Here is a 24,585-nt window from a genome sequence, read left to right as displayed (position 1 = left end):
GTGCCATTTCTTTTGCGCAGTCGCACCGCCGCGGCGGTGTGAGACATACCATGCTGCCCATGCAGCGGCTGAGTGGACTGGACGCCAGCTTCCTGTACCTGGAGACATCGTCACAGCCCATGCATGTGTGTTCGATCATCGAATTGGACACGTCCACGGTGCCCGGCGGCTACACCTTCGACGGGCTGCGCGAAGCCCTTGCGCTGCGTATCAAGGCGATCCCGACGTTTCGCGAAAAACTCGCCAACAACCCGCTGAATCTCGATCATCCGGTTTGGGTGGACGACGAGAAATTCGACATCGACCGCCATCTGCACCGCATCGCCGTGCCGGCGCCGGGCGGGCGGTCCGAGCTCTCCCAGATTTGCGGCCACATCGCCGAGGCGCCGTTGAACCGCGGCCGCCCGCTCTGGGAGATGTGGGTCATCGAGGGCGTGGCGGGCACCGACTGCCACCGCAACGGACGGCTGGCGGTGATGACCAAGGTGCACCACGCCGGCGTCGACGGGGTGACCGGAGCCAATCTGATGTCGCAGCTGTGCGCGACCGAAGCCGACGCGCCGCCCCCGGAGCCGGCTGAAGGTGTCGGGGGCGCCCATGGTTGGCAGATCGCGGCCGGCGGGCTGGTCCGCTTCGCGACCCGGCCGCTGCACCTGGCCAACGTGGTGCCCGACACAGTTTCCTCGGTGCTCGCCACCCTGCAACGGGCCCGCGAGGGCCTCGCCATGGCCCGTCCGTTCGCGGCACCGGGCACCATGTTCAACGCCAGAATCAGTGAACGCCGCAATGTCGCTTACGCCGAATTGAATCTGGACGACGTCAAAGCGGTGAAGAACCATTTCGACGTCAAAGTCAACGACGTGGTGATGGCGTTGGTTTCCGGGGTGCTGCGCCAATACCTGGCCGACCGAAACGCATTACCGGAAGCTTCGCTGGTGGCGTCGGTACCGGTTTCCGTGCACGGCAAATCGGACAGGCCCGGCCGCAATCAGGTATCGGCGATGTTTTCCAGCCTGCATACCGAAGTCGCCGATCCGGTGCAACGCCTGAAGGCCATCGCGGAGGCGAATTCGGTTGCCAAAGAACACAGTTCGGCTATCGGCGCCTCATTGTTGCAGGATTGGACGCAATTCGCCGCGCCAACGGTTTTCGGTATTGCCATGCGGATTTATGCCAGAACCCGATTCACCGACAGCATGCCGGTACACAATTTGGTGGTCTCCAACGTGCCGGGGCCGCGGGTTCCGCTGTACATGCTGGGTTGCGAGGTCAAATCGATGTATCCGTTGGGCCCGATATTTCACGGCTCGGGACTCAACGTCACCGCGATGTCGCTGCAGGGCAAACTCGATGTCGGCTTGATTGCCTGCCCGGATCTGCTGCCCGACCTGTGGGACATGGCTGACGAGTTCGCGGTGGGGATGGAAGAGCTACTCGAGCTCGCGCGTTAGCCGGGTCGGCGGTGCCGCTAATCAGGATCTCAGGTTTCCTCTGGCAGCATATGTCGGTATGGGCCTGTTTCGCCGCGGCAAGATCGCGCGCACGTTGCTGATCTGGACGTCGATCGCTGCGGTCGCGCTGCTGCTGTCGGGCTGCGTCCGCGTGGTGGTCGGACGTGCGGTCATGTCCGGGCCGAAGCTGGGCCAGGCCGTGGAGTGGACGCCGTGCCGGACGGCGAACCCCAAGGTCAAACTTCCGGCTGGCGCGTTGTGCGGCAAAGTGGCCGTGCCGGTGAACTACGACCACCCCGACGGCGACGTGGCAACGCTGGCGATGATCCGTTTTCCCGCGACCGGAGACAAGATCGGCTCGTTGGTGATCAACCCGGGCGGGCCGGGGGAGTCCGGCATCGAAGCGGCGCTCGGTGTCGTCCAGTCATTGCCCAAGAACGTCCGCGAACGGTTCGACCTGGTCGGCTTCGACCCCCGCGGGGTGGGGGCGTCGCGCCCGGCGATCTGGTGTAACTCCGACGCCGACAACGATCGGCTGCGCACCGAGCCCAACGTCGACTACAGCCCGGCGGGTGTGGCGCACATGGAGGACGAAACCAAGCAGTTCGTCGGCCGTTGCATCGACAAGATGGGCAAGGACTTCCTGGCCAACATCGGGACGGTCAACGTCGCACGGGATCTCGATACGATTCGCGCCGCGCTCGGCGACGAGAAGCTGACCTACCTGGGCTACTCCTATGGCACCCGGATCGGCTCGGCGTACGCCGAGGCCTTCCCACAGAAGGTGCGGGCGATGATCCTCGACGGCGCCGTCGACCCCAACGCCGATCAAATCGAAGCCGACCTTCGCCAGGCCAAGGGATTCCAGGACGCGTTCAACGACTACGCCGCCGAATGCGCCAAGCAACCGACCTGCCCGCTGGGCACCGACCCGGCCAAGGCCGTGGACGTCTACCACAGCCTGGTCGACCCGATGGTCGACCCGAACAACCCGATGATCGGCCGGCCGATCCCGACGAATGACCCACGCGGACTGGGCTACAGCGACGCGATCATCGGGACCATCATGGCGCTGTACTCGCCCAACTTGTGGCATCACCTGACCGACGGCCTGTCCGAACTCGTCGACCACCACGGTGACACGCTGCTCGCGCTGGCCGATATGTACATGCGCCGCGACTCGCACGGCCACTACACCAACGCCACCGATGCACGGGTGGCGGTCAACTGCGTGGATCAGCCGCCAATCACCGACCGCGCCAAGGTGATTGACGAAGACCGCCGCTCCCGTGAGCTGGCACCGTTCATGAGTTACGGACAGTTCACCGGTAACGCCCCGCTGGGCACCTGCGCGTTCTGGCCGGTGCCGCCAACCAGCAAGCCGCACACCATTTCCGCCCCCGGCCTGGCGCCCACGGTGGTGGTGTCGACGACCCACGATCCGGCCACGCCGTACAAGGCCGGGGTCGATCTGGCCAACGAGCTGCGCAGCTCGCTGCTCACCTACGACGGCACCCAGCACACGGTGGTCTTCCAGGGCGACGGCTGCATCGACAACTACGTGACGGCGTATCTGGTCGGCGGCTCCATCCCGCCGAGCGGCGCCAAGTGCTAGCCAGGCAGTCGCGCTGACGCCGAACGTGCACTCACGGCGAGTTTTTCGCCGATTCTTCGCCGAGAGTGCACGCTGGGCGAGGACGCCAGCCGAGACCAAGGCGTAACCGTTTTGCGCTGTCCCGGGTATCCGGGGCTGCAACGATGACAGCCATGCCGCGCCTGAGATCCCTGAGCTCGGCGCTGTTTTCATTCGGGCTGCTGCTGGGTGGCCCATGCGTCGCCGCGTTGCCCACGGCCGGCGCCACCCCGGAACCCGGTGCCGGACAGACGCCGTCCCCGAACCCGCCGTCGGCCGCGGTGCCGCAGGGCTGGGGAAGCTGCAGCCAATTCGTCAGTGACACAAGCGGTATCCCGACCGCGCAGTGCACCACCGTGTCGGTACCGATCGACTACAACAACCCTGCCGGCGCGCAGGCCAAGCTGGCGGTGATCCGGATACCCGCGACGGGACAACGGATCGGGTCGCTGCTGGTCAATCCGGGCGGTCCGGGCGGCTCGGCGGTCGACATGGTCGCCTCGATGGCCCCGGATCTGGCGAACTCGCCGGTCCGGCAAAACTTCGACCTGGTCGGCTTCGACCCCAGGGGAGTCGGTCACTCGACCCCTGCGCTGCGCTGCCGCACCGACGCCGAATTCGACGCCTACCGGCGTGAGCCGATGGTCGACTACAGCCCCGGCGGCGTTGCGCATATCGAGCAGCTCTACCGGCAACTGGCCCAGCAATGCGTCAACCGGATGGGCGCGGGGTTTTTGGCCAACACCGGCACCGCATCGGTCGCGCGTGACATGGACGCCGTCCGCCAAACGTTGGGCGACGAGCAGATCAACTATCTGGGCTACAGCTATGGCACCGAGTTGGGCACCGCCTACCTGGAGAAGTTCGGTAACCACGTGCGAACGATGGTGCTCGACGGTGCCATCGACCCGACCGTCGGCCCGGTGGATGAGAACGTCAACCAAATGGCGGGATTCCAAACCGCTTTCAACGACTACGCGACCGACTGCGCCCGCTCGCCGGGCTGCCCGCTGGGGACCGACCCGGCCCAGTTCGTCAACCGCTACCACGCTCTGGTCGACCCGCTGGCCACCAAGCCGGGCCGGACCGCAGACCCGCGCGGCCTGAGCTACGCAGACGCAACCACCGGCACCATCAATGCGCTTTACACACCGGCCCACTGGAAATACCTGACCAGCGGTCTGCTCGGCCTGGCGCGCGGCACCGACGCGGGCGACCTGTTATTACTGGCCGACGACTACGACGGGCGCGACCAACACGGGCACTACTCCAACGACCAGGATGCGTTCAACGCGGTCCGCTGCGTCGACGCGCCGAATCCGACCGATCAGGCCAGCTGGGTGAGCGCCGATCAGCGCATCCGCCAGGCCGCGCCGTTCCTCAGCTACGGGCAGTTCACCGGAAATGCTCCCCGCGATTTGTGCGCGCTGTGGCCGGTGCCGGCCACGTCGGCGCCGCATGCCGCGCCGCCCCAGGCCGCGGGCAAGGTCGTCGTCGTGTCCACCACGCACGACCCGGCCACGCCGTATCAGGCCGGGGTGAACCTGGCCCGCCAGCTCGGCGGTCCGCTGATCACCTACGACGGGACGCAGCACACCGCGGTGTTCAACGGCAACCAATGCGTGGACACCGTCGTGGTGCGGTATCTGGTCACGGGCGCGCCGCCGGCGTCCTACCACTGCCAGGCCTGACCAGTGGCCGCCCGGTCGGCGCGAGCATGTCAGGGCTTTCGGCTCAGCGCTTTTCGCTCACGGTGATAGCTGGACATGGCCCCTCGGTGGGGGCGGTGGTGGAGGCTGGGGCGGAGGCGGCGGCGCGGGCGGCGGCCCGTCCTGCGGTGCGGGGCCTTGCTGTTGTCGCGGCGGGGATAGCGGCTGTTCGGCCCGGGGTTGCGGGGCCGGGACGGGTGGCTCGAGCGGCTTTACCGTCGGCGGTGGCGGGATCTGCGGCGGGTCGGGCGTGAGCTCGCCCGCCGGAGCCGGCGTGATCAGCGCGGTGAGCGCCATCTCGGGTGCACTGGATGCCCGAATCACCGGCCACTGCGCAGCGCCGACCACGGCCGTGCATATCAACGCGGCGATCACCGCATACGCTGTCGCCTGAACGCTCGCGCTGCGGCTGGACGTGGGGGTACGCCGAGGAAGCCGTCGCGCCACGCCGCTCAGCTGCGGGTTCGCGCGAAAGCGCTGTGGTGATTCACGATGCCAACCGGTTACGATGTCGATCATTGCAGGCGCCAGCCACCTCCACTGTTACCACTCGGTATCCATTAGATGAGATCTGTCGAGCCGGTGACACGAAGAAACGAAAATTCTGCCGTGCGCATCCAAATCGCCCGCCTCGCAGAGGCTCTGGTCACCACCTCGCTGCTGCTTGCCTTCGCAGTCCGCTGCGCCGGCGCCGCGGCGGCCGACCCGAATCAGGACGCCCAGTTCGTGGCGTTGCTGGCACAGCAACAGATTCCGGCCACCGACAACGTGCCGGGGCTCGTCTACCGGGCCCGTGAGATTTGTGGCGAACTCGATCGCGGCTCCTCGGTCCAGGCCGCCGTGGACGAGGAGGTGAACACGGCATACAGGGAAAATCCGTCCTTGCGCATCCTGTCCGACCGCGTCACGCGGACCGCGGTCAAATTCGTCACCGCATCGGTGGACGTCTATTGTCCAAACCATCAAGGCGAGCTGCCGTAACGCCGACTCGTTCGTTCGCACCGCCAGCACACCGCGTTGCGCCCGCAATATTGGCAATGGTTCTGAGCGGGCATCGGTAACACAGAATTAACAGCGGTTGCATACTGTTCGAGATATGGATCGACAGAAGGAATTCGTCCTGCGCACCCTCGAGGAACGGGACATCCGCTTCGTGCGGCTGTGGTTTACCGATGTGCTCGGTTTCCTCAAGTCGGTCGCCATTGCGCCGGCCGAACTCGAAGGCGCCTTCGAGGAGGGGATCGGCTTCGACGGCTCCTCGATCGAGGGCTTCTCCCGGGTCTCCGAATCCGACACGGTGGCCAACCCCGATCCGTCCACCTTCCAGGTGCTGCCGTGGGCCTCGGCCAACGGCCACCACCACTCGGCGCGGATGTTCTGCGACATCACCATGCCGGACGGATCGCCGTCCTGGGCAGACCCGCGGCACGTGCTGCGCCGCCAGCTGCAGAAGGCCAGCGACCTGGGGTTCTCCTGCTACGTGCACCCCGAGATCGAGTTCTTCTTGCTGAAGCCGGGCCCGAACGACGGGACACCGCCGGTGCCCGTCGACAACGCCGGCTACTTCGACCAGGCGGTGCACGACTCCGCCTCGAACTTCCGCCGCCACGCGATTGAAGCGTTGGAATTCATGGGCATCTCGGTGGAGTTCAGTCACCACGAGGGTGCACCCGGTCAGCAGGAGATCGACCTGCGCTTCGCCGACGCGCTATCGATGGCCGACAACGTGATGACGTTCCGCTACGTCATCAAGGAGGTCGCGATCGAAAACGGCGCCCGCGCGACCTTCATGCCCAAGCCGTTCGGACAACACCCCGGCTCGGCGATGCACACCCACATGAGCCTGTTCGAGGGCGACGTCAACGCATTCCACAGCCCCGACGACCCGCTGCAGCTTTCCGACGTGGGCAAGTCCTTCATCGCGGGGGTCCTCGAGCACGCCTCGGAGATCAGCGCGGTCACCAATCAATGGGTCAACTCCTACAAGCGACTGGTGGGAGGCGGCGAAGCGCCCACCGCCGCGTCGTGGGGGGCGGCCAACCGGTCCGCGCTGGTGCGGGTGCCGATGTACACGCCGCACAAGACGTCGTCGCGCCGCGTCGAGGTGCGCAGCCCCGACTCGGCGTGCAACCCGTACCTGGCCTTCGCCGTGCTGCTGGCCGCTGGGCTGCGCGGGGTGGAGAAGGGCTACGTGCTGGGACCTCAGGCCGAGGACAACGTGTGGGACCTGACCGCCGACGAACGCATCGCGATGGGATACCGCGAGCTGCCGACCAGCCTGGACGCCGCGCTTCGCGCCATGGAGTCTTCCGAGCTGGTCGCGGAAACCTTGGGAGAGCACGTCTTTGACTTCTTCCTGCGCAATAAGCGCACGGAGTGGGCGAACTACCGCAGCCACGTCACCCCGTATGAGCTGAGCACTTACCTCTCGCTGTAGTCCATTCGAGCACCGATCGGGCTGAACATCGCCCGTGTTGCGCTACCGTCGTGATCGTGACCAGACCCGCGACGCAGCGCCCCAGGCTGCCCAGCGTTGGCCGGCTCGGGTTGGTCGATCCGCAAGCGGCCGAACGCCTGGCGGAGCTGGGTTGGTACGGCCACGACGACCAGGCCCACGTCGACCTGCTCTGGTCGTTGTCGCGCGCCCCCGACCCCGACGCCGCGCTGCTGGCCCTGGTTCGCCTGTCGGAGAACCCCGACACCGGGTGGGATCAGCTCAACGCCGCCCTGCTCACCGAACGTCCGCTGCGCGGTCGGCTGTTCGGCGTGCTGGGTTCGTCGCTGGCCCTCGGAGATCACCTGATCGCCCAGCCGCAGTCCTGGAAACTCTTGCGCGGCAACGTCAAACTGCCCACCCACGACGAGCTGTGCGCGATGTTCACCGAATGCGTCGACGAGGCGTTGGCGGCACCGGGTTCGGCGATGGTGCGGTTGCGCACCCTGTACCGCGACCGGCTGCTGGTGCTGGCCGCGCTGGATCTGGCAGCGACGGTCGAGGACCAACCGGTGGTCCCGTTCACCGTGGTGGCGGCGCACCTGTCGGATTTGGCGGACGCCGCGCTGGCCGCCGCCCTGCGGGTGGCCGAGAACAGCGTCTGCGGCGACCGGACGCCACCGCGGCTGGCGGTCATTGCGATGGGCAAATGCGGTGCCCGCGAACTGAACTACGTCAGCGACGTCGACGTCATCTTCGTCGGCGAGCAGGCCGACACTGTCACCACCCGGGTGGCCAGCGAGATGATGCGGCTGGCCTCCGAGGCGTTCTTCCAGGTGGATGCCGGGCTACGGCCGGAGGGCCGCAGCGGTGAACTGGTCCGTACCGTCGAGTCGCACATCGCCTATTACCAGCGCTGGGCGAAGACCTGGGAATTTCAGGCGTTGCTGAAAGCCCGTGCGGCGGTGGGCGATGCTGAGCTCGGGCAGCGCTACCTTGACGCGCTGATGCCGATGGTCTGGGTGGCCTGCGAACGTGAGGACTTCGTGGTGGAGGTGCAGGCGATGCGCCGCCGCGTCGAGCAGCTGGTGCCCGCCGAGGTCCGTGGACGCGAGATCAAGCTGGGCAGCGGCGGATTGCGCGACGTGGAGTTCGCCGTGCAGCTCTTGCAGTTGGTGCACGGCCGCGGCGACGAGTCGCTGCACGTGGCGTCGACGGTCGATGCGCTGGCCGCGCTGGGCCAGGGCGGCTACATCGGGCGCGAGGACGCGGCCAACCTCACCGCCTCCTACGAGTTCCTGCGGCTGCTCGAGCACCGGTTGCAGCTGCAGCGCCTCAAGCGCACCCACATGTTGCCCGAGGCCGACGACGAGGAGGCGGTGCGCTGGCTGGCGCGCGCCGCCCACATCCGGCCGGACGGACGCAACGACGCGGCCGGGGTGCTGCGTGAAGAGCTGCGCCACCAGAACCTGCGGGTATCCCAGCTGCACGCCAAGCTCTTCTACCAGCCGCTGCTGGAATCGATCGGTCCGGCCGGGCTGGAGATCGCGCACGGCATGACGTCGGAAGCCGCCGAACGCCAGCTGGCGGCCCTGGGCTACGAGGGACCGCAGACCGCGCTGAAGCACATGTCGGCCCTGGTCAATTTGAGCGGCCGGCGTGGCCGGGTGCAGTCGGTGCTGCTGCCCAGGCTGCTGAACTGGATGTCATACACACCCGACCCGGACGGCGGGCTGCTGGCCTACCGGCGGCTGTCCGAGGCGCTGTCCGGGGAGACCTGGTATCTGGCCACGCTGCGCGACAAGCCCGCGGTGGCCCGCCGGCTCATGCATGTGCTGGGGACCTCGGCGTATGTACCCGACTTGCTGATGCGCGCGCCGCGAGTCATTCAGGATTACGGCGACGGGCCGTCCGGTCCGCATCTGCTCACCACCGAGCCCGCCGCGGTGGCCCGCGCGCTGGTCGCCTCGGCCAGCCGTTACTCCGACCCGGTGCGCGCGATCGCCGGGGCACGCACGCTGCGCCGCCGCGAGCTGGCCCGCATCGCTTCCGCCGATCTGTTGGGCATGCTCGAGGTCACCGAGGTGTGCGCGGCGCTGACCTCGGTGTGGGTGGCGGTGCTGCAAGCCGCGCTGGACGCGATGATCCGGGCGAACCTGCCCGATGACGGCAAGGCGCCGGCGGCCATCGCCGTCATCGGCATGGGCCGGCTGGGTGGCGCCGAGCTGGGCTATGGATCCGACGCCGACGTGATGTTCGTCTGCGAACCCGCGCCCGGCGTCGAGGATGCCGCGGCCGTGCGCTGGTCGACCGGGGTGGCCGAGCAGGTGCGGGCGCTGCTGGGGACGCCCAGCATCGACCCGCCGCTGGAGGTCGACGCCAACCTGCGGCCCGAGGGCCGCCAGGGCCCGCTGGTGCGCACCCTGGCCTCCTACGCCGCCTACTACGAGCAGTGGGCCCAGCCGTGGGAGATCCAGGCGCTGCTGCGCGCGCACTCGGTCGCCGGCGACGTGGAGCTGGGCCAGCGGTTCCTGCTGATGGCCGACAAGACGCGGTATCCATCCGGCGGGGTGTCCAGCGAGGCGATGCAAGAGATCCGCCGGATCAAGGCCCGCGTCGATGCCGAACGATTGCCGCGCGGCGCGGACCCCAATACGCACACCAAGCTGGGCCGCGGGGGACTGGCCGACGTCGAATGGACCGTGCAGCTGCTGCAGCTGCGGCATGCCCACGAAATTCCCGAGCTGCACAACACCTCGACCCTGCAGTGCCTGGACGCCATCGCCGCGGCCCAGCTGGTTCCCGCCGACGAGGTGGAGCTGCTGCGGCACGCCTGGTTGACCGCCACCCGGGCCCGCAACGCGCTGGTGCTGGTTCGCGGTAAGCCCACCGATCAGCTACCCGGCCCCGGACGCCAGCTCAACGCAGTCGCGGTGGCCGCGGGCTGGCCGACCGATGAGGGTGGGGAATTCTTGGACAACTATTTACGGGTGACACGACGCGCAAAAGCGGTCGTGCGCAAGGTGTTCGGAAGTTGAGTCAGGAGGCCGGCGCGTTGGACGCCATATTCGAGGTGCTCAGCGCGACGGAAGCCGATCGCGTGACCGCGCTGTACGCGCCGTTGGCCGAGGCGGTCCGCGAACTCGTCGACGCCACCATCCGGACCGAGGCCGACGACGGCATCGTCGCCGAGGCCAAGTCGGCGATCGAGGCCGTCACCGCGTCGTTGCGGCAACGGACCCGTCCGCTCGGGGTGAGCTACCGCGTCAACGGTCGCCCGCTGCCGTTGGGCAACGCCGCGATCGGCGTCTGCAACCCCATCGCCCCGCCGATCGTCGTGCACCACCAGGGCGACGGGCGCTGCTTCAGTGAATTCGTCCTCGGGTCGGCTTACGAGGGGCCGCCCAAACTGGTGCACGGCGGCGTCAGCGCTTTGGTGCTCGACCACATGCTCGGTGAGGCCGCCAGCGAGGGGCTGTCCAAAGCGCGGTTCACCGGCACCATCACCGTGAAATATCTGCGCGGCACCCCGCTCGGGCCGCTTCGTTGCGAGGCCTGGGTGGACGGCAAGGAGGGCCGCAAAGTCTTTGCCCGCGGCACCATTTCGGATGCTGACGGGGTCACCGTCGAGGCTGAGGGAGTCTTCATCGAGCCGGCCTGGGCGCAGGAGGCGCAGTGAAGTTCTACATCAGCAGCGCCTTCCTGAACACCCGCGAGATCATCGAGCTCGCCAAGGCTGCCGACGAACTCGGTTACGACGGCATCGGTATCCCCGACCACGTGGTCAATCTCGAAACCCTGGATACCCCGTACCCGTACACCAAAGACGGGGAACGCCGTTGGCAGCCCTTCACCGACTGGCCCGACCCCTGGGTCCTGGTCGGGGCGCTCGCGCAGGTCACCACGCGGTTGCGGTTCGTCAACACCGTCTACATCCCTGCGATGCGCAACCCGTACTCGGCGGCCAAAGCCATTGGCACCGCTGCGGTTCTGGCGTCGGGCCGGGTGGAGCTAGGCATCGGCGTCGGCTGGTGCCGCGAGGAATTCGCTCTGATGGGCGAGCAATTCGAGGCCCGCGGCAAGCGCACCGACGAAATCATCGACTTGATGCGGGCGCTGTGGTCGCCGGGCTGGACCGAGTTCGACGGCCAGTTCTACCAAGCGCCGAGGCTGGAGATGCAACCCACTCCGCCACCGATACCGGTGTATGTCGGTGGCCTGTCCGACATCGCACTGCGCCGCGCCGCCCGCAACGACGGCTGGATCGGCGATTTGATCAAGTCCGAGCGGGCCATCGAGGCGGTCGGCCGGCTGCGCGAACTGCGCGCCGAAAACGGCTTGACCATGGACGATTTCACCATCTTGACACCGCTGACCGACGCCTTCACCACCGCCGACTATCAGCGCGTCGAGGACGCCGGTGTCACCGGCATCATCACCATGCCGTGGATGTTCTACGCCGGCCCAGATGCCAGCCTGGACGACAAGATCGACGGCATGCAGCGCTTCCGCAAGGACCTCGCGCTCGACGGCTAGGCGACACCTAATTCGGCGTCGCGGGGCACCTAACCGGCGGCGAAGGCACGCCGGCGCTACTTGCCATCGCTTATGTTTCGGGAACCCCTGCCCCGAACGGAGTCCAGATGCGTCCCACTATTTGCGTTGCGGCTGCCGCCGTCGCAGTGGTGGCCTTCGGCAGCGCGACGGACATCGACGCCTGCGCGTGGCCGTCAGCGGCCCCCGACAAGGACTGCGCTCGCCGCGGATAACAGCCGAGGCAGCAAAATGCGAAACCACCCGCGCGGCGATCTCCACGCGGGTGGTTTCGCGAACCGACTCAGACGTCGGACAACTCCCGCGGTCATCGGCTTAACTGTCACGTCATCGCCTTGCCCCATGCCACGTGCCCTTCGAAGCCACACGATGCCGATATCGTGCGGTAGCGGTCCCGGTAGTCGCGATAAGCTGCAACGTCGCCGTGTGCTTGTGCCAGCAGGGCGCGTAGCCGCAGAACCCAGGTATCATTCATGACAAATCCGGATTCGGTTGGAGTAGAAGATAAACGGTCGATCATCGTTTCGGCTTCACGGATATCGGCATCGCCGCCCCTCATGAGTAGCACAGTCACGAGCGCGGAAATCGCCGCCCCGCGTATCACCATTTCGCCGGAAGAGACCAGATCATCGACGGTTGCGCGACCAATTGCGATGGCGTCGTTCAGGTCTCCGGCTTCGGCCTTCAACAGTGTCCTGTCGATGTCGACAATCGATACGCCGAGCAGGTTGCGCTGCTGCAATTGCGCCGCGCGGCCCTCGGTGATCAGCTCTATGCCGGCACCGTGATCCGCGGGTGCGGTGCGCGTCAGGACAAGCCCGCGAGCCACCTGAGCGAGCGCCAATGCCACTGCATCGCCGGATTTTTCGGCATAGTGGAGCACATCATCGGTCTCGGCTAGCGACGCGGCATCCGGAACCAGCAGTCCGTTCGTGACGGAAAGAGAGTAGCCGTAGGTGATCACGATGACAATTGCCGCATCGGCAAGCTCTCGCTGTATCGCGATAGCGCGTCTCAGATCGGCGCGCCAAGTGCGGTCGCCGAGACACGCCCGGGCCAGAGCACGGTAGAGCAACGCGACCGCCAGGGGAGACCCCAATCCCCACTTCGCAATGTTGCCCTTGAAGGCGTCGTCGGCCAGCAGATCGGTCACGGCCTGCGCCACGCGGAGCGCTTCGCTCGCCTCACCGGCGTGCAACTTGGCGAACATCGGTGCCGACATCACCACGAACATGCTCATCGGATCGTCGACCGAATCGAACAGGGCTATCTGTTCAGAAGCCAACCGTGCGGACTCGCTGTGGCGGTTGGCCATCGTCAACGACAACGTGGCACCCGATAGGCCGGCGGCCAGCAAGGGTCGGTTACCGGATGCGGCGCACAGTGTTCGCAGTTCGTCGAATGTGGTGTCGTCAACGCCGCTGCCCACTCGCCATGCGGTCTGGCACAACATCGCTCTGGGGTAACTGCGCAACGCAGCACGATCGGGAAGGTCGGATGGGAGCATGTCGGCCACCTGGCGAGCGCGTTCCCAATTGCGCCGCGCCGCAGCGACGTCTCGCCCCATCAGCCAGGCGCCGGCCCGCATGCGCCATGCGTACGCGGCGGACAGGTCGCCAGCGGCTTCCCGGTGCTCGGCGATCAACGCGGCGTTATCGTCCGCCGATCCTGGATCCTGCTTCTCCATCACCGTGGCCAACCGGCGATGCAGCTCGGCTCGGTCGGACTTGAGCTGCGACTCGTAGGCGACCGCGCGTATCAGCGGGTGCCGAAACGCGTATTCGGTGCGCGCACCGGCCATCGCCGGCTCGATCAGCTCCGCCTCGATCAGAGAATTCACCTCGGGGTCGTCGACCAGGCTGACCAACAAGGCTGCATCAGGCCGGGAACCGATCACCGCCGCGGCGTTCAGGGTCCTCTTCGCTTGGGGCGCAAGCCGATCGATGCGAGAGGCCAGGGTGGCCTGCAGGGACGCCGGCACCCGAACATCGGCCACATCCCTGGCGCACCGGTAGCTTCCCCGGCTGCCGTCGAGGACACCGCGTTCCGCCAGGTCCCGCACCATCTCCTCAGCGAAAAACGGGTTCCCGGAAGCATTTTCGGTGACCAGGGTGCTGACGTCGGATACCGACTGGTCGTGCCCGAGTAGCTCGGCTACCAACGCTGAGGTCTCGGAATCACTCAGCGGCGCAAGAGCAAAGACCTGGGAGCCGTCGATGTTTGTCAAAGCGCCGCGGTATTCGGGACGGTAGGTGACAAGCGCCAACGAGGCGGTTTGGGGGAGTACCGCGAGGAAGTCGGCCAGCATGGATTCACTGGCCTCGTCGATCCAGTGCACGTCCTCGATAACGTAGATCGCTGGTGTCCGACGAGACAACACGATGCCGTGGATAAGTGCGGTCAACCGCCGGCGTCGGGCATCGGGGTCGATGCCGGGCAGCGTCTCGTCGGGACCGGCGATACCGAGCAGGTCGTCCAAGAGCAGCAGGTCTTGCTGGTCGGCGGCGGGAATTTGTGAACGTATTCGTGTGCGGGCTGCGCTGTCGTCGAGGTCCCGTATGCCCGTCACCGACCGCAGCAGCCGCGACACCAGTTGGAACGAGACCTCGCTGGTGTGCGATTCGCAGTAAGCCCGCCACACTTCGACTCCGCCGGTTCTGGCCGACGCGGTGATCTCCTGCACGAGTCGGCTCTTGCCGATTCCCGCGGGCCCGGCCACCGCAAGCACCCCGCCATGCCCATCGGCGGCCCGAGCCAATAAACCTTCAGCAGCGGCGATCTCCCAACGCCGGCCAACGAGACTCGACGTCGTGCCGGCGACCGGGGCATCACGGGCCGGCACGGCGACTAATCGCCGGGCCTGGATCGGCTGATCGTTGCCCTTGATCCGGACCAGCTCCGGCTCGCCGAGGACTGCAATGCGTTCGACTAACCGCGCGGTCGATGCGCTGAGCATCACACCGTTCGGCGGCGCGACGGACTCCATCCGCTGCGCCATGCCGACCTGGTCTCCGATCGCGGTGTAACCCACAGCGGCCGAACCGATCTCGCCAGCGATCACCTGACCCGAGTTCAGTCCTACCCGCAATTGCAACTCGACAGCGTCGCGCTCGCTGACCTTGCCGGCAAGTCGGCTCATCGCCTGCTGGATGCCGAGCGCCGCCAGACATGCGCGTACGGCGTGATCCTCCAATGCCGCCGGCGCACCGAACAGCGCCATAATCCCGTCACCGGTGAACTTGTCCAGCGTGCCGCCGTAGCGCTGGACGACAGCAGAAGCCAGGTCGACCAGTTCGGCCATGATTTCCCGCAGGCGCTCCGCGCCCACGGTCGCGGCGATATCCATCGAATGAACCACGTCGGCGAACAACACCGTTACTTGCTTGTACTCAGCCGATCGGTTCACGTGGATGACCGGCCTACCGCACTCGTGACAGAACTTGGAGTTCGGCGACAGCTCGGTCCCGCACGAATCACACGGCCCCGCCGTCTGTTGCGCGCCGCGAATCCGGTCACCCACGTTCGATATCGTGTCACCGCTGGTCTACCGTGTTCGCAATATTGTGGCGCCGATATCACGGCAGTCGGATGAAGTCGGCGGCCTCAACGCCCGCAAAATGAAACCACCCGCGCGGCAATCGCCACGCGGGTGGTTTCGTCAACCCGACTCGAAGGACAGCGCGGACTCGCCGGATCTAGAGGGCAGACTCTCACCCCCGTCTTGTGACCTCGGGCACACCAGCATGCCATTTTGTCGGTATGCTCATACCATATTGCCATATCGACTTAGCTTTCAACGGTGGAGGGCGACAGCAGCTATGGAACCGTGGCGCGGCAAACTTTCAGAGCTTCAGGGCGTTGTTCGAGGGCCGGTCTTCACGGCTGACGACGCGGGTTACAGCAGCGAAGTGGCGGTGTTCAATACGGCGGTACGACACCGGCCCGCCGTTGTGGTCGGCGCCGTCGACGCCGCGGACGTAGCCGAGGCGGTGACGTTCGCGGTCGAGCACGGTCTAAATGTCGCCGTCCTCAACACCGGTCATGGACCGACGGTGGCGGCCGATGCGGACACATTGATGATTACCACCGGACGGATGTCCGGCCTCACCATCGATGCCGACAACCGTTGGGCACGCGTCGAAGCCGGAGTGCGCTTCGGTCAGCTGGTGCAAACCGCCGCGAAGTACGGGCTGGCCCCGTTGCCCGGTTCCTCGCCCGGTGTCGGCGTCGTCGGCTACACCCTCAGCGGCGGTGCGAGTTCGACGATGGGCCGCAAGTACGGCTGGGCGGCCGATCATGTCAGCGCCATCGAGGTGGTCACCGCTGATGGCGAATTACGATGTGTCTCACCGCAATACGAATCCGATTTGTTCAGTGCGCTATTGGGCGGGAAAAGCAACTTCGGTGTCGTCGTGGCGATGAAGTTCGCGCTCTTTCCGGTGACGCAGTTGTACGCGGGCGCGTTGTTCTTCTCCGGTGATCACAGCCGGCAGGTGTTGCAGGCCTACCGGGAGCTCACCGCATCGGCGCCCGACGAGCTGACCACCGGCCTCGCCCTGCTGAATCTGCCGCCGCTGCCGGGACTTCCGCCGTTCATGCAGGGCCAGTTGACGGTATCGGTGCGAGTCTCCTACGTAGGTGACGCTGATGCGGGTGCCCGGCTGATCGAGCCGCTGCGCCACGCGGCTCCGGTGCTGGCGGACACGGTGGCCGACATCCCGTACACCCAGTTCGCCACGATCAGCAACGATCCGACCGATCCCGCGCCGGCGGTCGAGCATTTCGGGCTGCTCCGGGAACTGACCGAGGACACCGTCAAGGCGATCGTCGATGTGGTCGGTCCCGGTTCAGGCAGCACGGCCAATATCGTCGACATCCGGCACCTGCAAGGGGCTTTCAGCAATCCGGCGCCGTTTCCCAACGCGGTGGGGGCGCGTGATGCCGCGTATGCGATGTTCGCGCTGACCGTCGTGCCGCCCGGGCAAGAAGTGGCGGCCTACCGCGACTCCGGCCGCGCTCTTCTTGCAGCGCTACGGCCTTGGCTGCACAACGGGTCCAACCCGAGTTTCATCGGTCCCGCCGACGCGGTCGAGGGGCGCACCATGCTGGCCTACGACCCGGAGGTCTACCAACGACTGCGGGCGGTCAAGGCGCTCTACGATCCGCTCAACAGGTTCCGGCTCAACCACAACATCCCGCCGGCCTTCGCCGCCTGAGCTCTACCGGTGGTTGCCTAGCGGCGGTATAGCCGTACCATAGATCCATGCCTGTTGAACGTCGAACACGTCGGGCCGGCGGAGCGCGACGGACCGCGGTGATCGAAGCGGCCGCCGGGGTGCTGGCCGAGCGAGGTTACGAAAACACCCGCTTCGCCGATGTCGCGGAGGCGAGCGGGTCGGCGATCAGCACGCTGCAGAACTATTTCGGTTCACGCGAGGACATGCTGATCGAGGCGATGCGGCATGCCACCGAGATCGAGGTGTCGGCTCTCGAGGCGGTGGCAGACGCCGAGAACGACCCGTGGAATCGCCTGGTGGCGATGATCGACCGCAACCTGAATACGCCGGTGCGCAACCATCAGTTGCTGATCGAATTCTGGCGCTCGGGCATCCGAGACAAAGAATTGCGGGACTACGCCGAAGAAGGTTGGTCGCGTTACCGGGCGCCGTTCGTGCGCACTGTGATCGAGGGGCGCGACGCCGGTGTGTTCGCGCCGGTGGTCGGTCCCGAAGATGTCGTCGATCTGCTGTTCGCCGCACTGGTCGGCGCGATGATCCCGCGGGTGCTGCGCTTTCCCGGCCCATCGGCGGACCGCTTTCGGACGGCGCTGCTCCGACAGGTCGCCGAGATGCTGGGACGCCCCGGATACCAGTAAGCCACCCGGTGAGCGATCGCGGCGGCGATGCTCAACCGGGTGGCCTACCAGATGGCTACGTCAACCGACTTAGACGTCGTAGTAGAGCGCGAATTCGTAAGGGTGCGGCCGGATTTGGACCGGCATGATCTCGTTCTCGCGCTTGAAGTTGATCCACGTCTCGATGAGGTCGGGCGTGAACACGCCGCCCTCGGTGAGGTATTCGTGGTCTTCTTCCAGCCGGTCGATCACCGCAGACAGCTGCGTGGGCGCCTGCGGAATGTTGGCGGCCTCCTCGGGCGGCAACTCGTAGAGGTCCTTGTCGACCGGCGCCTGCGGCTCGATCTTGTTCTTGATGCCGTCCAGGCCGGCCATCAGCATGGCCGAGAACGCCAGGTACGGGTTGCCCGAGGAGTCGGGACAACGGAACTCGAGCCGCTTGGCCTTCGGGTTGGCGCCGGTGATCGGGATGCGGACGCACGCCGACCGGTTGCGCTGGCTGTAGACCAGGTTGATCGGTGCCTCGTAGCCCGGCACCAGGCGCTTGTAGGAGTTCACCGTCGGGTTGGTGAAGGCCAGCAGCGACGGCGCGTGGTGCAGCAGGCCGCCGATGTAGTGGCGGGCGGTGTCCGACAGGCCGGCGTAGCCGGTCTCGTCGTACATCAGCGGGCTGCCGTCCTTCCACAGCGATTGGTGGCAGTGCATGCCCGACCCGTTGTCACCGAACAGCGGCTTGGGCATGAACGTGACGGTCTTGCCGTTCTGCCAGGCCGTGTTCTTGACGATGTATTTGTACAGCATCATGTCGTCGGCCGCGTGCAGCAGCGTGTTGAACTTGTAGTTGATCTCGGCTTGGCCGCCGGTGCCCACCTCGTGGTGGCCCTTCTCCAGGCTGAAGCCGGCCCTGATCAGGTTGGACAGCATCTTGTCGCGCAGGTCGACGTAGTGGTCGACAGGGGCGACGGGGAAGTAGCCACCCTTGGGACGAACCTTATAGCCGCGGTTCGGGCTGCCGTCGAGCTCGTTCGGCGAGCCGGTGTTCCACCAGCCCGCGATCGCGTCGATCTCGTAGAACGAGCCGTTGGTGCGCGAGTCGAAGCTCACCGAGTCGAAGATGTAGAACTCGGCCTCGGCGCCGAAGTACGCGGTGTCCGCGACGCCGGTGCTGATCAGGTAGTTCTCCGCCTTGCGCGCGATGTTGCGCGGGTCGCGCGAGTACGGCTCCAGCGTGAACGGGTCGTGCACGAAGAAGTTGAGGTTCAGCGTCTTGGCTTCGCGGAACAGGTCGATCTGCGCGGTCGCGGGGTCGGGCAGGAGCAGCATGTCCGATTCGTGAATGGACTGGAATCCGCGAATCGACGAGCCGTCAAAAGCTAAGCCGTCCTCAAAAACGCTCTCGTCGAAGAATGAAATCGGAATTGTGAAGTGCTGCATGATGCCGGGCAGGTCACAAAACCGGACGTCGACAAATTCGACGTTTTCGTCCTTGGCGAGTTTGAAGACGTCGTCGGGCGTCGTTTCCGTCACAGAATGCTCCTTTACTTGGTGAGATCCGCGGCCTGACGCTATGGAGCAGATGTTGCCCGTCAGTCAACCCGATGTTGCGCGCACGTTACGTGACCATGCCACACGCTAAAAGTGGCCGCGTCGGCGGCGGGTTCTATTGTGGGGCCATGGATCGCAAGATCGTATCTTTTCTGCTCACGGGGCGCACCGTCAGCCGTTCCGAACCGGCCGGACGGTCGGGGTATCCGGACTCCGGTCCGGCGCAATGATGGCGGAATCACGATCCGCATATCCCGGTGAAAAGCTGGGGCTGCCGGAGCGCGGGCCGGGGTCGTTGGCGCCGATGGGGCGCCGACTGGCCGCGCTGATGATCGACTGGTTGATCTCTTACGGTCTGGCCGCGCTGGCCATGCGGTTCGGCTTGTACTCTCACCAGGCGCTGGCCACCGCGGTCCTGGTGATCTGGTTCGTGCTGGGCGTGGTCTCGCTACGCCTGTTCGGGTTCACCCCCGGCCAGTTGGCGCTGCGCCTGCAGGTGGTGACGGTGGACGGACGCGGGTCGGTGGGCACCGGCCGGGCGGTGGTGCGCGGCGTGCTGCTCGGGACGGTGGTCCCCGCTTTGTTCACCGACTGGGACGGCCGCGGAATGCAGGATCGGCTGACCGCGACGGCCGTGGTGCGCCGCTGACTCGATGGCGGCAAAGCCGCTGAAAGTGCGCGCTACTTGCGCCGCACGGTGCGCTGCACCCCGCGCATCTTGCCCGCGTTGGGCAGCGGGCCCTTGGGCATGACGGCGGCGCCGGCTCGTGATCCGAGGGCGGCCAGCCGCGACTCGAGGGTGTCCATCTGCTTGACGGTGATGTTGGCCGGCAGCCGGGTGAGGTGGCGCTCCAGCTTGGCCAGCGGAACCTCGCCGTCGCCGTTGCCGACGATGATGTCGTAGATCGGCACGTCCCCGATCAGCCGGGCGGTGCGCTTTTTCTCCTGCGCCAGCAGCGGCCGCACCCGGGTCGCGGTTCCCTCGCCGACCAGGATGACGCCGGGCCGGCCGATCACCCGATGCACCGCGTCGAAGTGGCCGGTCGCGGCCACTCCGGGAGTCACCCGCCATTTACCTCGCAAGTTGTCCAAAGCCCATGCGGCGGCCCCGGTTTGGCCTTCGGCCTTGCGGTAGACCGACTTCTGAGCGCGGCGGCCGAACACGATGAACGCGACCAGCGCGCCCAGAACCACGCCGAGCGGGATCAGGGTGATCATCGTCAACCCGCCAGCCCAGATACCGACCCCCACCGAGATGCCCACGATCAGCACAAAGGCGCCGATCATGTACGGCAGTAGGCGCTTGTCCTCCCGGCGCTGCATGTTGAACGCCTGCCACAACTGGGTGCGGCGCTCCCGCGCGGCGGCTTTGCGGGCGGCCTGCGCCTGCGCTCGGGCGGCCTTGTTCTCAGCGGCGGTGCGGGGTTTAGCCATAGTCAAAGAATACGTAGCGCGAGCCAGTGCCAAACGCCGCTACCGTGCCGCGGTATCGGAGGCGCGGCTGCGGGCGGCCTGCTCATAGAGCCGTCCCGCGCGATACGACGAGCGCACCAGCGGTCCGGCCAGCACCCCGGCGAAGCCCAACTCCTCGGCGTGCTGGGCGAACTCGACGAATTCCTCCGGCTTTACCCAACGGTCGACGGGATGGTGACGCGCCGACGGGCGCAGGTACTGAGTGATGGTGATGATGTCGCAGCCGGCGTCATGCAGGTCGGCCAGGGCGGTGCGCACCTCGTCGGGTGTTTCGCCCAGGCCGAGGATGAGGTTGCTCTTGGTGACCAGCCCGAAGTCGCGCGCCGCGGTGAGCACGTCCAGGCTGCGCTGGTAGGTGAAGGCGGGCCGGATCCTTTTGAAGATGCGCGGCACGGTTTCCACGTTGTGCGCCAAGACTTCCGGGCGTGACGCGAACACCTCGGCCAGCCGGGTGGGCTCGCCGTTGAAGTCCGGGATCAACAGCTCGACGCCGGTCGACGGGTTGAGTTCCTTGATGGCGCGCACCGTCTCGGCGTACAGCCAGGCTCCGCCGTCGGGTAGGTCGTCGCGGGCCACGCCGGTGACCGTGGCGTAGCGCAGTCCCATCGTGCGCACGCTGTCGGCGACCCGCCGCGGCTCGTCGCGATCCAGGTCCGCGGGTTTTCCGGTGTCGATCTGGCAGAAGTCGCAGCGACGGGTGCACTGGTCACCGCCGATCAAAAAGGTGGCCTCGCGGTCCTCCCAGCATTCGAAGATGTTGGGGCAGCCGGCCTCTTCGCAGACTGTGTGCAGTCCCTCGCGCCGGACCAGGCTCTTGAGCTGGGTGTACTCCGGGCCCATCCGGGCGCGCACCCTGATCCACGGCGGTTTGCGCTCGATCGGGGTCTCGGCGTTGCGCACTTCCAGGCGCAGCAGCTTGCGTCCTTCGGGTGCGACAGTCACATCGCAGATGCTACGCGCGCGGCCGCGGTGTTTCGCTCGGCGACGATGCCGGCCGGGACGGTGGGGAGAGCCGGGCAAATGCTGCCGACCGGAAGCATCCCATCCAGGGCGTCGCAGACCGCGTCGGCAACCGTGGTCTGGACATCCTCGACCGACACTGGGCGGCGCAGTTCGGCCGACAACGACGTCACTCCGGCGTCGCTGATGCCGCACGGCACGATGGCGCTGAAGGCGTCCAGGTCGCAATCGCAGTTGAGGGCGAAGCCGTGCAGGGTGGTCGCCCGCGACACCCGGACGCCGATGGCAGCAACCTTGCGGTCGGGCCGGCCGTCGGTACCCGGTACCCACACCCCGGACCGGCCGTGCACCCGGACCGCATCCAGGCCCAGGTCGGCGCACACCTTGATGAGCGCCTCTTCCAGGCGCCGCACGTAGTTCACCACGTCGAGCGGCTCGGCCAGGCCGATGATCGGATACCCGACCAACTGGCCGGGGCCGTGCCAGGTGATCTTGCCGCCGCGGTCGGTGTCGATGACCGGGGTGCCGTCCACTGGCCGTTCGTGCGGCTCGGTGCGTCGGCCGGCGGTGTACACCGCGGGGTGCTGCAGCAGCAGCAGCGTGTCGCTGCCGCCGGCCACCCGGGCGTCGGCCAGGTCGCGTTGCTGCTGCCAGGCCACGCGGTAGTCGACGGTGCCGAGCTGGCGGACATCGATCAAGCCCTGGCTGGACCGGATGGAATCGATCACGTCCGCGACGGTACTCGGCCCGGGGCGGCCGGGCACAATCCAGGTCTGGCCGCGGCGCTAGTCGTGGTCGCGGTGGGCGGTCGCGTAGCTGAGGGCCTCGCCAATGGTGTTGTGGTGGAAGACGAAACCGGCGCGCTCCAGCGCGGACGGAATGGCACGCTGCCCCGCCAGCAGGGCCTCCTCGGCGAACTCGCCCAGCGCGGCCCGGACGGCAAAACCGGGCATCATCAACGGGGTTGGGCGATTGACCGCCCGGCCGAACGCGGTGGTGAACTCGGCGTTGGTGACCGGCGCCGGCCCGGTCATGTTCACCGGGCCGGACAGCGCGGGATTGAAGATCGCGAACAACAGCGCGCGCACTTCGTCTTCCAGTGTGATCCACGACATGTATTGCCGCCCGCCGCCCAGCCGGGCGCCCAGGCCGGTGCGGAACAGCGGCCGCAACCGAGCCAACACACCACCGGCGGCGGAGAACACCAGCCCGGTGCGGGCCAGCACCACGCGGGCGCCGCTGTATTGGGCCGGCAACGTGGCGGCTTCCCAGTCCTGGCACAGCCGGGCCAGGAAACCCGTTCCGGCACGGTCGTTTTCGTCGACCACCCGGTCCTTGGTGTTGCCGTAGAAGCCCACCGCGCTGGCATTGACCATGGTCGGCACGCCCGCATCGGCGACCGCGTGCGCCAGCACTTCGGTCGGGCCGATGCGGCTGTCGCGCAGGCACTGCTTGAAGGCGCCGGACCACCGCCGCTTGCCGATGTTGACGCCGCACAGATTGACGACGGCGTCGACGTCGGTGATCGTCTCGGGATCCAGGTCGCCGCTCTCGGGATTCCAGTGCAGCTCGTCGGCGTTCGCGGGCGCCCGGCGCACGATGCGCAGCACCCGGTGATCAGAGGCGCGCAGGGCCGCGGCCAGAGCCGAGCCGATCAGGCCGGACGAACCCGCAATCGCGATGACGGCCTTCTGATCAGCGCGAGCCACGTTCGCTTTTCCTTCTCAGAGCCCGAGGTCGGCCTCGAAGGCTCCCTCTTCCAGCCGGTGCTTGATGGTGGTCAGGAAGCGGCCGGCGTCTGCGCCGTCGATCAGCCGGTGGTCATAGGTGAGCGGTAGATAGCAGATCGAGCGGACACCGATCGATTCGTTGCCGCTGTCGTCGACCACTACCCGCGGCCGCTTGACGATGGCGCCGGTGCCCAGCATGGCGGCCTGCGGCGGAACCAGGATCGGGGTGTCGAACAGCGCGCCCTGGCTGCCGATGTTGGTGATGGTGAAGGTGCCGCCGGACAGTTCGTCGGGTTTCAGGTTGCCCGACCGGGCGCGAGCGGCGATGTCGGCGATCGCCCGGGCCAACCCGGCCAGGGACAGGTCACCGGCGTTGTGCACGACGGGGGAGAGCAGTCCCTGTTCGGTGTCGACCGCGAAGCCGAGGTGCTCGGCGTCGTAGTAGGTGATCTCCTTGGTTTCCTCGTTGTAGCTCGCGTTGATGTTGGGGTGGACCTTCAGCGCGTCGATCACCGCCCGGGCGATGAACGGCAAGAAGGTCAGGTTCACCCCCTCGCGCTCGGCGAAGGCCGCCTTGGCTCTGGCCCGCAAACCGACCAACTTGGTCATGTCGACCTCGTGGGTCTGGGTGAGTTGGGCGGTGGCCTGCAGGGATTCGCGAGTCTTGTTGGCGGTGATCTGACGGATCCGGCTGGCCTTCTGGGTGGTGCCCCGCAGGTGCGCCAGCGCCGGAGCCGGGGTGGGCGCCGAAGGGGCCTTCGCGGCTGCGGGTGCGGGCGTGGCCGGCGCCTGGGCCGCCGGCTCTGGTGGCCGTTGCTTCTGCTCGGCGGCGGCCAGCACGTCCTGCTTGCGGATGCGACCGCCCACCCCGGTGCCGGTGATCGAGGTCAGGTCGATGTTGTTCTCGGCGGCCAGTTTTCGCACCAGCGGCGTCACGTACGGCACGCCATCGGTGCTCGGGCCGGCCGGCTGGGCTGACGGCTGCGACTGTGCCGGTTGAGGTTTGGGCTGCGGCGCGGGTTGGGGCTGCGGCGCGGGTTGGGGCTTGGGCTGCGCCTGGGGTTGGGGTGCCGGTTCAGGCTTGGGTTCCGGCTTGGGTTCGGGCTTCGGTTCGGGCGGAGGCTGGGGGGCGGCAGGAGCCGCCGGAGCGGCGGCGTCGGAACTCGTTCCGACGCGCGCCAGCTCGCCGCCGACCGGCACGGTGGCGTCTTCCTCGGCGGTGATGCTGATCAGGACACCGGC

19 protein-coding genes are annotated in these 24,585 nt (G+C 67.0%); 12 read left to right on the top strand and 7 right to left on the bottom strand.

Annotated features, from left to right (window positions below):
* Window positions 1–59 precede the first annotated feature (59 nt).
* The 9 genes from A5625_RS13555 to A5625_RS13520 all read left to right on the top strand — a co-directional run bounded on the left by A5625_RS13555 (window position 60) and on the right by A5625_RS13520 (window position 11,763).
* Window positions 60–1,451 carry a wax ester/triacylglycerol synthase family O-acyltransferase gene (locus tag A5625_RS13555; RefSeq protein WP_066994279.1) on the top strand — a complete coding sequence of 464 codons (1,392 nt, stop codon included), beginning with the start codon at window positions 60–62 and terminating at the stop codon, window positions 1,449–1,451.
* 58 nt (window positions 1,452–1,509) lie between these two features.
* Window positions 1,510–3,066 (top strand): alpha/beta hydrolase, encoded by a 1,557-nt coding sequence (locus A5625_RS13550; protein ID WP_066994272.1) that lies wholly within the window; start codon window positions 1,510–1,512, stop codon window positions 3,064–3,066.
* Window positions 3,067–3,209: 143 nt separating this feature from the next.
* Window positions 3,210–4,775, top strand: a complete 1,566-nt coding sequence (locus A5625_RS13545) for an alpha/beta hydrolase (RefSeq protein ID WP_156748209.1) — start codon at window positions 3,210–3,212, stop codon at window positions 4,773–4,775.
* Between the two features lie 268 nt (window positions 4,776–5,043).
* A complete protein-coding gene (locus A5625_RS29140) occupies window positions 5,044–5,187 on the top strand; it encodes a hypothetical protein (protein ID WP_156748207.1) in 144 nt (47 codons plus the stop codon).
* 215 nt (window positions 5,188–5,402) lie between these two features.
* Window positions 5,403–5,774, top strand: coding sequence for a DUF732 domain-containing protein (locus A5625_RS13540; protein ID WP_066994269.1), 372 nt, complete (start codon window positions 5,403–5,405; stop codon window positions 5,772–5,774).
* A gap of 115 nt (window positions 5,775–5,889) precedes the next feature.
* Window positions 5,890–7,230 carry a type I glutamate--ammonia ligase gene (gene glnA, locus A5625_RS13535; RefSeq protein ID WP_066994266.1) on the top strand — a complete coding sequence of 447 codons (1,341 nt, stop codon included), beginning with the start codon at window positions 5,890–5,892 and terminating at the stop codon, window positions 7,228–7,230.
* A 50-nt stretch (window positions 7,231–7,280) separates the two neighbouring features.
* Window positions 7,281–10,265 (top strand): bifunctional [glutamine synthetase] adenylyltransferase/[glutamine synthetase]-adenylyl-L-tyrosine phosphorylase, encoded by a 2,985-nt coding sequence (locus A5625_RS13530; RefSeq protein ID WP_066994263.1) that lies wholly within the window; start codon window positions 7,281–7,283, stop codon window positions 10,263–10,265.
* Complete coding sequence (locus A5625_RS13525) at window positions 10,262–10,906, top strand: PaaI family thioesterase (protein WP_066994260.1); 645 nt, start codon at window positions 10,262–10,264, stop codon at window positions 10,904–10,906. Before A5625_RS13530 ends, A5625_RS13525 begins: the two co-directional genes overlap by 4 nt.
* On the top strand, window positions 10,903–11,763 hold the full coding sequence (locus tag A5625_RS13520) for a TIGR03619 family F420-dependent LLM class oxidoreductase (protein ID WP_066994257.1): 861 nt from the start codon (window positions 10,903–10,905) through the stop codon (window positions 11,761–11,763). The genes A5625_RS13525 and A5625_RS13520 overlap by 4 nt, the downstream gene beginning before the upstream one ends.
* Before the next feature lie 340 nt (window positions 11,764–12,103).
* On the opposite strand, the gene A5625_RS13515 is transcribed toward A5625_RS13520, so the two are convergent.
* On the bottom strand, window positions 12,104–15,301 hold the full coding sequence (locus A5625_RS13515) for an adenylate/guanylate cyclase domain-containing protein (RefSeq protein WP_232003665.1): 3,198 nt from the start codon (window positions 15,299–15,301) through the stop codon (window positions 12,104–12,106).
* 388 nt (window positions 15,302–15,689) lie between these two features.
* Between A5625_RS13515 and A5625_RS13510 the strand changes: the two genes are divergently transcribed.
* Window positions 15,690–16,997 (top strand): FAD-binding oxidoreductase, encoded by a 1,308-nt coding sequence (locus tag A5625_RS13510; RefSeq protein WP_197516095.1) that lies wholly within the window; start codon window positions 15,690–15,692, stop codon window positions 16,995–16,997.
* Window positions 16,998–17,044: 47 nt separating this feature from the next.
* On the top strand, window positions 17,045–17,656 hold the full coding sequence (locus A5625_RS13505; RefSeq protein ID WP_066994251.1) for a TetR/AcrR family transcriptional regulator: 612 nt from the start codon (window positions 17,045–17,047) through the stop codon (window positions 17,654–17,656).
* Window positions 17,657–17,725: 69 nt separating this feature from the next.
* On the opposite strand, the gene glnA (A5625_RS13500) is transcribed toward A5625_RS13505, so the two are convergent.
* Window positions 17,726–19,162: a type I glutamate--ammonia ligase gene (gene glnA, locus A5625_RS13500; protein ID WP_066994248.1), complete on the bottom strand. Its 1,437-nt coding sequence runs from the start codon at window positions 19,160–19,162 to the stop codon at window positions 17,726–17,728.
* Between the two features lie 244 nt (window positions 19,163–19,406).
* On the opposite strand from glnA (A5625_RS13500), the gene A5625_RS13495 reads away from it, so the two are divergent.
* Window positions 19,407–19,829 (top strand): RDD family protein, encoded by a 423-nt coding sequence (locus A5625_RS13495; RefSeq protein WP_066994244.1) that lies wholly within the window; start codon window positions 19,407–19,409, stop codon window positions 19,827–19,829.
* Window positions 19,830–19,861: 32 nt separating this feature from the next.
* On the opposite strand, the gene A5625_RS13490 is transcribed toward A5625_RS13495, so the two are convergent.
* From A5625_RS13490 to sucB, 5 genes are all read right to left on the bottom strand, one after another.
* Window positions 19,862–20,614 (bottom strand): DUF4191 domain-containing protein, encoded by a 753-nt coding sequence (locus tag A5625_RS13490; RefSeq protein WP_066994242.1) that lies wholly within the window; start codon window positions 20,612–20,614, stop codon window positions 19,862–19,864.
* A 39-nt stretch (window positions 20,615–20,653) separates the two neighbouring features.
* Window positions 20,654–21,595 (bottom strand): lipoyl synthase, encoded by a 942-nt coding sequence (lipA, locus tag A5625_RS13485; RefSeq protein WP_066994239.1) that lies wholly within the window; start codon window positions 21,593–21,595, stop codon window positions 20,654–20,656.
* Window positions 21,592–22,341, bottom strand: coding sequence for a lipoyl(octanoyl) transferase LipB (lipB, locus tag A5625_RS13480; RefSeq protein ID WP_066994236.1), 750 nt, complete (start codon window positions 22,339–22,341; stop codon window positions 21,592–21,594). The genes lipA and lipB overlap by 4 nt, the downstream gene beginning before the upstream one ends.
* Window positions 22,342–22,398: 57 nt before the next feature.
* Window positions 22,399–23,322 (bottom strand): TIGR01777 family oxidoreductase, encoded by a 924-nt coding sequence (locus tag A5625_RS13475; RefSeq protein WP_066994233.1) that lies wholly within the window; start codon window positions 23,320–23,322, stop codon window positions 22,399–22,401.
* A 15-nt stretch (window positions 23,323–23,337) separates the two neighbouring features.
* On the bottom strand, window positions 23,338–24,585 hold a 1,248-nt coding region (gene sucB, locus A5625_RS13470; protein WP_066994229.1), incomplete at its 5' end, for a 2-oxoglutarate dehydrogenase, E2 component, dihydrolipoamide succinyltransferase.

Source organism: Mycobacterium sp. 1465703.0 (genome assembly GCF_001672975.1).
Classification (GTDB): domain Bacteria; phylum Actinomycetota; class Actinomycetes; order Mycobacteriales; family Mycobacteriaceae; genus Mycobacterium.
Note: the sequence above shows the minus strand (reverse complement) of the source record. Positions and strands in the feature narration are given on the sequence as shown.

What these genes read in the sequence shown, in the direction of transcription:
- A5625_RS13490 (WP_066994242.1), bottom strand. Translation starts at nt 20,614, where the DNA reads ATGGCTAAACCCCGCACCGCCGCTGAGAACAAGGCCGCCCGAGCGCAG.
- A5625_RS13545 (WP_156748209.1), top strand. Translation starts at nt 3,210, where the DNA reads ATGACAGCCATGCCGCGCCTGAGATCCCTGAGCTCGGCGCTGTTTTCA.
- A5625_RS13550 (WP_066994272.1), top strand. Translation starts at nt 1,510, where the DNA reads ATGGGCCTGTTTCGCCGCGGCAAGATCGCGCGCACGTTGCTGATCTGG.
- A5625_RS13495 (WP_066994244.1), top strand. Translation starts at nt 19,407, where the DNA reads ATGATGGCGGAATCACGATCCGCATATCCCGGTGAAAAGCTGGGGCTG.
- A5625_RS13555 (WP_066994279.1), top strand. Translation starts at nt 60, where the DNA reads ATGCAGCGGCTGAGTGGACTGGACGCCAGCTTCCTGTACCTGGAGACA.
- A5625_RS13505 (WP_066994251.1), top strand. Translation starts at nt 17,045, where the DNA reads ATGCCTGTTGAACGTCGAACACGTCGGGCCGGCGGAGCGCGACGGACC.
- glnA (WP_066994266.1), top strand. Translation starts at nt 5,890, where the DNA reads ATGGATCGACAGAAGGAATTCGTCCTGCGCACCCTCGAGGAACGGGAC.